Here is a 9,397-nt window from a genome sequence, read left to right as displayed (position 1 = left end):
AGGTATGTGTTGAAGGGAATAGAGAAAGATGAAAAAATTCATTTTTTTTTGCTTATTCCATTTTTTGTCCCCGAGTGGGTTGTTATTTGTAGGGATATCGGAACGAATCGATTCGTCCCAGCCTTATTGTTTAACTATTTATCTTATTATTCAATCATGAAAAAATTGAAATTATTTATTGTAATCACCCTTTGCCTTGGGCTTGCTGTACCATCATTTTCAGTAGAAGATGGTAGCGAAAAAACTTTGCGTCAAGGAACTTGCTTTTGTGATGGCACAACCAATTGCAGAAATAAGAAAGAAGGAGTTGCCTGTCCTTCTAGAGATGCATGTAGTGCATTGGCCTGTGTCGATTTGGTGGTTAAGGTGCTAAATGGTGCATCATCAATTGATCAATTATCTAATTGATTACACTTTAGCTATGAAAAAAACTGTACGGGGAACCTCTTTTGAGGTTCCATTTGTCATTCTGATTTTGGCTCTATTTTGGGGGTGTTTACAAGAAGTTGAAAAGCCTCATCTTCCTCCCTTTTCTTGTGATAAAAACAGTTCAATAAATCTGCGAGAAGAGCTGGTAACTTTAGAAAGTGATGGCAAAGGCACCTCAGGGGTAACAATGAATAGGGTAGTTCAAGAATCAAATCAAAACTACCTCATTGAGTTTAACCCATCCATGCATTCACTTGATTATTATAACCTTAAAAATCTCAAACTTTCAAGACGGGTACTATTTCAAAATGATGGCCCCAATGCATTACCGGTTCCTTTGGATTTTTGTTGGCACAACCAAGACTCAATTTTTTTTCTGGGAGAAGGAGGTGTATTGTCTATAATGAATGACCAAGGGATACTAAAGCAACGTACCATTTTGAATACCCAACTCCCTAATGGTATGGAAGTAGGTGACTATTATGCAGAACCAACCATGGGGCTTAGGGTAGACTACATCTCAAAAAACAAATCAATCCAGCTATACATTGTAATGTTGGATGGAGACCCAGATCAGAATAAATCCTTACCGTTTATTGCCAATTATTCTCTGCCTAAAAATAAAATAACCCATTCTTATGGTATTTTTCCTGAAGCATACTTTCAAGGACAGCACTTCTCCCTATTTGATGACCCCTCCAAAATAATAGTGCAGAATAAGACCATCGTTTCATTTGGTCCCGATCGTGGCTTGTATGTTTATGATGCGATAAGTGGCAATCTTGAAAAAGCGGTTTGTGCTGCTAGTGAAAATTTTTCTATCACTAAAGGGCTACCTCATGGAGTAGCCGAATACCAAGATTTAATCAATTTTGAAACCTCAGAGCCTTGGTACTTAAAAGTGATATACGATCCTTACAGAAAGCGGTATTATCGTTTTGCCAAACAAAGGCAAGAGCTAAAGGATGCTGAAGGAAAAATGAATCCGCGATTTTTTGGTAAATGGTCGGTAATCGTTCTGAACCAGGACTATAAGAGATTGGGAGAAGTCCATTTGCCAGCAAAAAAATATGCCATCTTGTCCAGTTTTGTTGCCCCTCAAGGCCTTATGATTCTTAGTCTGAATCAAACCAATGAAAATGCAAAAAACTTCTATCAACTTAATTTTGAATAAATGCTTTATGCTGTTTGTGAGCTGTTGCATTTTAACTTTTGCCTGTCAACGGTCTCCAAAATTTGCTCCATATAAGTATGAGGCAGAGTTCAAGCGTTACGTAAAAAAAGAATTAAAAGATAGCCGACTCCTAAACAATCGGTATATCTTAATTCTTTATGCTAATTCCTGCAGCAAATGCACAGGGGAATTATTAGACAAAGTCTTGGCAGCTGACTCGAAATCTATTGGTGCGTTATTTGTAGGAGTGCCTTCGGATGAGATACAAATGGAAATAATTTCAAAGTTCAATGCTGAAATAGACTCAACTAGTCAGATTAACCGATACGAGCTAAATATTGGTAGGCCTACTTTTTTTGTAAATGAAGGAGGTAAAATGTATAACCAAACGGAATTAAATGAAAACCAATGGGTAGAGATATCAAAACGCTATGGATTGTAGCTTGCTTATTTTCCTCGTGCATTAAAAGCCATGCTCAGGAAATTACAGCAGACTATGTATATGGCTGTGAAAATTGCACCATTACCGAATTTAGGGTTATTGGTAGCCACAAAATCCTATTCGACTATACCAGGCCAGACCGTCGGATGCTTACACTGCTAGACACTCAAAATTTAGTAGTTGACAAAATACACGTTGAGGCTCCCATGAACCCAGTACCTTATGGCCAAAATAGGGTTATGATACCTGATTTAGGCTTTTCTGCTTTGCTTAAAATTGAAAACAATAAATTTCTGCTTGAAAAATTGGCCTTATTTAAAGCCGATTTTCAGTCAATATATGGAGGATATTTTTTAATTCAACCAGGGCTTGGGTTATGGAGTATTGGATCAACAACCTGTGGAGTAAATAAGTATGTTTCCCAATTGTCCTATCTACCTCTTAGGCAAGAAAAATTTAGAACTTTTGTCATTAAGAACCCTTACGAATTTTATGGAGCCAAAGGAAAAGAGATCCCCCTTTTTTCAATTAAGAATTTGATAGGGGATGGTGACATTAATCGAGAATTAGAACAAATTATTTTGGCCAATAAAAACTGCTCAGAACAAATCAGAGCAAAGCCTGGTTCGCCGGGCTTTCATTCATATGATATTGATGGAAATAAGTTAATGGTTTTTTTGAAAGATTTTCAGAAACTATTTTACATCGAAATGGATTCAATCCCTAGGTCTATGGGCAGTATTTCATTGCCCATGCCAGAAAATGGTGGGTGGCATCATTTTTATGACCTTACCCAACATTTAAGCTATTTTTTATTTGAGAAAAAAGATGAAATCAATTCAAAAAAAAATAAAGAACCAGAGGAAAAGACGTATAAATTGTATCGGTTGGATGGAGATCAACTGACAAAAGTTGCAGAAACAAACTATTTGCCTGTTGATATAGAGAACAATCGGCTCTATGAACTACGGTCTGATAAAAAAGCTTACCACATCTATGGTCACTTATTAGTTCCTATAAAAGACGATATTCAGAGGATTTTTATTAAACCAGAAGGTCGTTGAGGTTGAGAAGATAAAAATGCACAACACCAAATGGAGTAGTAAGGTAAAACTGGTGGTTTGGCGTTTCCGTGTTCTGATAATTTCAGGAGAAATGCTTTTTCAGATTTTGTCCCCGTCAACTTTTACATTCGCTATTCGTAATGTATGGTAACTTTAACTAGTTGAATTATGCCCAGAAAAATCTTGTTGCTGGCCTTTCTCTTTGGCCAACTCGTACACGTATGTGCCCAACGAACTTTGACCCTCAACGAGGCCATTGCCATAGCGCAGTCTCAATCTGTTGATGCCAAGCTCATTCAAAACATCCGCGAGAATCGTTTTTTCTTGTACCAAACTTACCTCGCCAATTATCGGCCTCAGCTCAGTTTCTTAGCTGGATTGCCTACCTATAGCCGCAGTTTTTTGGATGTACGCCAACCCGATGGCGAAATCAAATTCATCCAGGTGCGCCAAAACAACAGCTACCTGGGATTTAGCCTCACCCAAAACATTCCACTTACGGGAGGACAGGTCTCCATCAATACTGATTTTACACGTTTTGATGACTTTACCGGAAACCTGCGGGCATACAATGCTACTCCACTTAATATCCGCCTCGAACAGCCTTTATTCGGCTTTAATGCCTTCAAATGGGAGCGCAAAATCGAACCCCTTAAACTGCAAGAATCCCAAAAGGATTACAAATTCAGGATGGAAGAAATTGCGCTGCAAACCATTCGCTTGTTTTTCAATGTGATTGATGCCCAGCAAGACCTGCGCATTGCCGAAACCAACCTCAACAACAACAGCCTGATCAAGGAAATTGAAGAAAAACGCATTTTGCTGGGGACTACTTCTCGTGAAAAAATTCTGCAAATCGAATTACAGATTTTGCGGGCATCGCAGGCACAAAAAAAAGCAGCTGCCGACTTGCGCACCGGACTCCTGAACCTCAAAGTACAGTTGGGGCTACAGGAGGAAGAGGCTTTAAACCTGAGTATTCCTAACGAACTTCCCCTCCAAACCATGGACGAAGAAAGCGCTTTTCGCGAAGCGAAAGAAAACCGCCCGGAATACCTCTCCTTTGAGCGCCGTAGGCTGGAAGCCGAGCGCGACCTCAATCAGGCGCGCACCAGCCGCAATCAGGTGAACCTCACCGCATCTTTGGGCTTCAATGGGGCGGGCAATCAGGTTGGCAATGTATTCAACCCACTTACCAACCAGCAGCGTTTCAGCATTGGGGTCAAAGTACCTGTACTGGATTGGGGGCGCAACAAAGCCCAGCGCGGCATTGCCGAAGCCAATCAAAAAGTAGTGGATTACACCATCGCTCAGGAAGAACTCAACCTGCGCAAGGAAATATCCACCATCATCAACAACCTCGACCTGCTGCGGGCCAGCATCAGTATCGCCGAACGCACCGATGCCATTGGTGCCGAACGCTACCAACTGGCCCTGGAGCAATACCGTTTGGGCAAACTTTCAGTGACCGACCTCAATGTGGCGCTGGTAGAAAAAGACGAGGCCCGGCGAACCTATTTTGCGGCGCTGCGCTCTTTTTGGGAAGCGTACCATTCTTTGCGAAAATTGACGCTGTTTGATTTGGTTACTGGCACCAAACTTTGAACAAATGTTAAGTTTTTTTAAAAAAGTGGAATTATTCTTTTTCTTTCGAAATATATGCACGAGATTAGTGGCCTATTTTATTTACAATTGCTTTACCTACACATTACATTTCCTTTTCGTACGGAATTAATTCTCAAAAATCTCGCTTTATAGTTGAAAAGCTGTAGGGGTTGAAATGCTGAAGAGAAGCTACCGCAGTGACCCGGTCACTGAGCTGGTCACTGAGCGAAGCCGATGTGAAGCCGAATTGTAAGGGGCGCTGCGGTAGCTTCCCTTCAATCCTTCAACTTTTTAACCTTTCAACTCAAAAGCAGTAATCCTAAGTACGATGGGATCCTTATCCCCAATACGCACAGTTTTGCTGTTCATTGCCGTTGCCTGCCTGAGCGTAGTGGCCGTGCCGCGCTTGTCGGTTGATTTGCTGCCCAAAGACCATTCTACCCAATTCATCGTCTCTTTTTCGGTAGCCAATGCCACTCCCGATGTGGTAGAACAACAAGCTACCTCCTTATTGGAAGGGGTGTTGGCGCAGTTGAGCCAACTCAAATCCATCAATTCTGTGTCCAGCTACAACGAGGGGCGCATTACCTTGCTGTTTGACCGCAAGGTAGACATGGAACTCAAGCAATTTGAGGTCAATGCCCTGATTCGGCAAGTGTTTCCTAGTCTGCCCCCTGGCGTATCTTACCCAGAGGTGCAACGCAGTGGCGGCGGTGAGAATGCGGCCATCCGCCAAAGCCCACTACTGGTGTACACCATCGAAGGGCCGGCTGCCGCGTTTCAAATCAAAAAAATAGCTGAAGAAACTTTCCGCAAAGCCCTCGCGGAAGTGAAAGGTTTGCGCGAGGTTCAAATCTCCGGCACCGAAGACATCCAATTGCGCATCAATTTTTACCCGGAACGTCTACGCGCATATGGGATCAGTCCTCAACAGATTGAAAGTACCCTGCAAGAACATTTTGCTACAACCTACCCGGGGGCAGTGCGCACAAAACAGGGTGAGGAATATTTTTTGGCATTGAAGGGGCGACCCTACGTGGTCGTCCCGCCTTCAGGGCGACCACCAAGGGTCGCCCCGACGGAGATTGAATCCATCCATTTACAGGGAAAAAATGGCACCAGCATTCCCCTCAAAGCCCTTGCCGAAGTCTACCTTGAAGAACAAGAACCCCAACAGTTTTTTCGCATCAACGGCAAAAACTCGGTCAATCTCTCGCTCTTCTCGCGCAGTACCGAAAACAGCATTGTATTGGCCCAAACCCTCAAATCGTTGGTTCCTCAAATTGCCCAACGGCTCCCTACGGGCTACCGCGCCCGCCTTGATTATGACAACACCGAATATCTGGCCAATGAATTGCAAAAGACCCAGCGCCGCACCGCCCTCTCGATGGCCATTTTATCGCTGTTTGTCCTGTTGGCTTACCGCAACTGGCGGCACCTGCTTATTTTGTTGAGTGCGCTGCTGATCAATCTGGCGCTGACCATACTGGCAGTTTGGGTGCTCAGTGTAGAAATTCACCTGTATACCCTGGCCGGACTAGCCATAGCTTTTGGCATCATGATCGACAATGCCATCGTGATGCTGGATTACTACCGCCAAAACCACCAGCGAGGTGTAATTATTCCTTTGTTGGGGGCAACCCTCACCACGGCAGCTGCACTTTTGCTGGTCTTTTTATTGCCAGCCGAGGATCGACAAAATTTGAGTGATTTTTGTATAGTGATTTGTTTGGCGTTGGGAACGTCTTTGGTCACCGCCTTTGGATTTATTCCAGGAATGGTGGAGCTCGTCGGGGCACCCCTCGCGGGTGCCCAAAGTCATAGCAATCTAGGAGGAAAAGGTTTGCTCCAGGCGCAAGATGCTGCTGGGACTGAACAACCTCGGGGGGGCTGGCGCTCCGCAACATCTCGCGCTAAAAACGAACCTCATTCAGCCACCCGCAAGGGGCGCCGCAACGTGGCGTTTTTTCGGGGGTATTATCGCCTGATTGAATTTTGCGCCCGCTACCGCACTGCCTTCCTTACCCTCTGGTTACTCGCCTTCGGCCTGCCTGTATTCCTGCTACCCAGCAAATGGGAAGGGCAGGAATGGTACAATCAGACCATTGGCAGCGACACCTACCAGGAAGACATCCGCCCCTGGGTGGATCAACTGCTGGGCGGCGCACTGCGGCTTTTTGTTCGCGACGTATACGAACGCTACAGCTACCGCGACCCCGAACGCACCCGCCTGTATGTAAGCGCCGAACTGCCCAGTGGCAATACCCCAGCTCAAATGAACTACCTGCTCGAACGCATGGAGGATTACTTGGCAGGCGTAAAGGGCCTTGAAAAATATGTAACCAATGTTTACTCTGGTGAATACGGCGAAATTGAAATTACTTTTGAAAAAGCCTATGAAAAAGCAGCCTTGCCTTTTCAACTGAAGTCGCGCCTGGTAGCCCTCTCCTTGGACTGGAGTGGGGTGCAATGGAGTGTATATGGCGTGGGCCAAGGATTTTCCAATGCCTCGGGGGAAGGAACACCCAGTTTTCGGGTCAAACTATTGGGCTACAACTACGATGAACTGGAGCGCCAGGCGTTGCGCCTCAAAACGCTGTTGGAACAACACCCCCGGGTTCAAAAGGTAAACATTGATGCGCTGTTGAGTTGGGAAGAAAAGGCCACCTATGCCTATCACCTCAAACTGGATGCAGCCCGCCTGGCGCAAGCCGGGGCATTGCGCAGCGAGTTGACCAACGCGCTGCGGGAACAGACCCTGCCTGCAAATCCGGGTTTTGAGATTCCTCTAAACATCCGCAGCACCGATGAAGCGGCACCCCTCAGCGTCCAGTTGGTCCCAGTACTGCTCAGCGCGCAGCACGCGGTTAACTTTTCTACTTACGAACTGCTGCGCAGCTCCCTCAGTCTGGATTCCACACGACGCCTGCGCCTACAAAACCTGGCCGAATTGAGTTGGGAAAAAGGCTCATCGTCTATTCACCGCGAAGACCGCCGCTACGTCCGAGCACTGAGTTTTGATTACGTGGGCTCGCCTTCCTTCGGGATCAAGCACCTCAACGAGCAATTGGAGGTACTCCGTCCCAGTTTGCCAGCAGGTTATGAGGCAAAAGTAGAGGCTTATCGCTGGGATACCGCCAAAACCACTCGCCAATATGGCTTGATTTTGCTCCTTTTGCTCAGCAATTACATCATTTGTGCGGTATTGTTTGAAAGCCTGCGGCTGCCTCTGGCGGTGGTGCTGGTGATTCCGCTTTCGCTGATTGGCCTCTTTCTCACCTTTGCCTGGGGCGATTTTTACTTTGATCAAGGGGGCTATGCCGCCATTGTGTTGCTGGGTGGCATGGTGGTCAACGCTGCTATTTTTATCATCAGTGATTACCGCCAAATGGCTACCCGGATGCGCCACGCCAATCGCACTTTGCTCAAAGCCACTGTGCGGCGCGCGCGTACCATCTTGCTTACCGTAGTGTCTACTATCTGTGGCCTCATCCCATTTATGTTGGAAGGCGATACCGAGGTGTTTTGGTTTGCCCTTGCCATCGGCTCGGCAGGTGGGCTGCTGTTTTCACTACTGGTGGTATTCTGGGTATTGCCAGTAATGCTTTGGAAAAGAGTTAAAAAGTTGAAGGGTTGAAGAATTGAAAAGAGGCTTCTGTAGCGTCTTTTCAACTCTTCAACTACAAACCATAAACTAAAGTCGTATGAATTATCAAGAAACGCTTAATCGCTTAAACACCCTGCTGGGCTTGTTGAACCAGCACTCTGAAGCCAGTATGGAACTGTTGATTCAGTCGCTGAACGTATCTCGGGTCACGCTGAACCGGGACATTGAACGCTTACAAAACCTGGGGCACAACATTGAGTATTGTCGAAAACGCCGCGCGTATGTGCTCTTGGAATGAGAAATTTTTTGAATGAAGAGTAACGAATAAACTGGTCACTGAGCGAAGCCGAAGTGCCAGTTTATTCGTTACTCTTCATTCAAAAAATTTCCTCGCTCGAGTCATTTTTTCCAATAAAACACACTACTATCATGACTTTTGTAGAAAAACACCAATGTTTAGAACGCTTGAAAAATTGGCTTCGCAAAGGACGGGGCGGAAATCTGGAGGAATTGGCGGATGCCTTCGAGGTATCTACCCGGACCATGAAAAGATGGATCTCCTATTTACGAGAGCATGAAAAATGGGAGCTTGAATTTTGCAGGTTGCGCAAAAAATATATTTTTAATGGGATCAAGGAGTAAAAAAGGGGCTGGTTTTCATTGTGCAATGCTGGGAATGGAGGGGCTTTTAAGATTTACCCAAGCAGGAAGGGAGCGGAGGAAATAGTATTTGACTGGAAATGTAGAATTTGGTTGGGAGTGATTTTTTTAATTTTTTTCTGTTTATTCATTTTTTGTCCCCGACAGGGTTTTTATTTGTATAGAATTCAACACGATGATAATCGGAGCGTTGGATTTGGCGGATTCCGAAAAGCCGAGAGAGTAGGAAGAGAATTCAAAAAATCAAATTATGAAAAAGAAAATCTTGATTTTTTCTGCAATTATTGCAATTGTCTTGAGTGCTTCACTTTCCAAAGTTAAAGCAGGGATTGTATACAATTGCCCTGGGTGGGGAGTAACCTCAGGGTAAACGCATTAAAATTTGAAGACTAGAGGAGAAGGATTAGTTTTGAGAA

General features: G+C 44.8%; 8 protein-coding genes. All 8 read left to right on the top strand.

The window, feature by feature from the left end:
* On the top strand, positions 1-408 hold a 408-nt coding region (locus tag ABW391_RS27500; RefSeq protein WP_353485116.1), incomplete at its 5' end, for a hypothetical protein.
* A 13-nt stretch (positions 409-421) separates the two neighbouring features.
* Complete coding sequence (locus tag ABW391_RS27495; RefSeq protein WP_353485115.1) at positions 422-1,603, top strand: DUF4221 family protein; 1,182 nt, start codon at positions 422-424, stop codon at positions 1,601-1,603.
* Complete coding sequence (locus ABW391_RS27490) at positions 1,569-2,045, top strand: hypothetical protein (protein WP_353485114.1); 477 nt, start codon at positions 1,569-1,571, stop codon at positions 2,043-2,045. The genes ABW391_RS27495 and ABW391_RS27490 overlap by 35 nt, the downstream gene beginning before the upstream one ends.
* Entirely contained in the window at positions 2,012-3,109 is a 1,098-nt protein-coding gene (locus ABW391_RS27485) for a hypothetical protein (protein ID WP_353485113.1), read from the top strand. Before ABW391_RS27490 ends, ABW391_RS27485 begins: the two co-directional genes overlap by 34 nt.
* A gap of 168 nt (positions 3,110-3,277) precedes the next feature.
* Entirely contained in the window at positions 3,278-4,714 is a 1,437-nt protein-coding gene (locus ABW391_RS27480; RefSeq protein ID WP_353485112.1) for a TolC family protein, read from the top strand.
* A 328-nt stretch (positions 4,715-5,042) separates the two neighbouring features.
* Complete coding sequence (locus ABW391_RS27475) at positions 5,043-8,351, top strand: efflux RND transporter permease subunit (RefSeq protein WP_353485111.1); 3,309 nt, start codon at positions 5,043-5,045, stop codon at positions 8,349-8,351.
* Between the two features lie 67 nt (positions 8,352-8,418).
* Positions 8,419-8,619, top strand: coding sequence for an HTH domain-containing protein (locus ABW391_RS27470; protein ID WP_353485110.1), 201 nt, complete (start codon positions 8,419-8,421; stop codon positions 8,617-8,619).
* Between the two features lie 131 nt (positions 8,620-8,750).
* The gene (locus ABW391_RS27465) at positions 8,751-8,963 is read left to right on the top strand and encodes a hypothetical protein (RefSeq protein WP_353485109.1); all 213 of its coding nucleotides are present in this window, start codon (positions 8,751-8,753) and stop codon (positions 8,961-8,963) included.
* Positions 8,964-9,397 lie beyond the last annotated feature (434 nt).

It is taken from the genome of Haliscomenobacter sp. (assembly GCF_040403615.1).
Lineage (GTDB): Bacteria > Bacteroidota > Bacteroidia > Chitinophagales > Saprospiraceae > Haliscomenobacter.
This window is presented reverse-complemented; position numbering and strand designations above follow the sequence as displayed.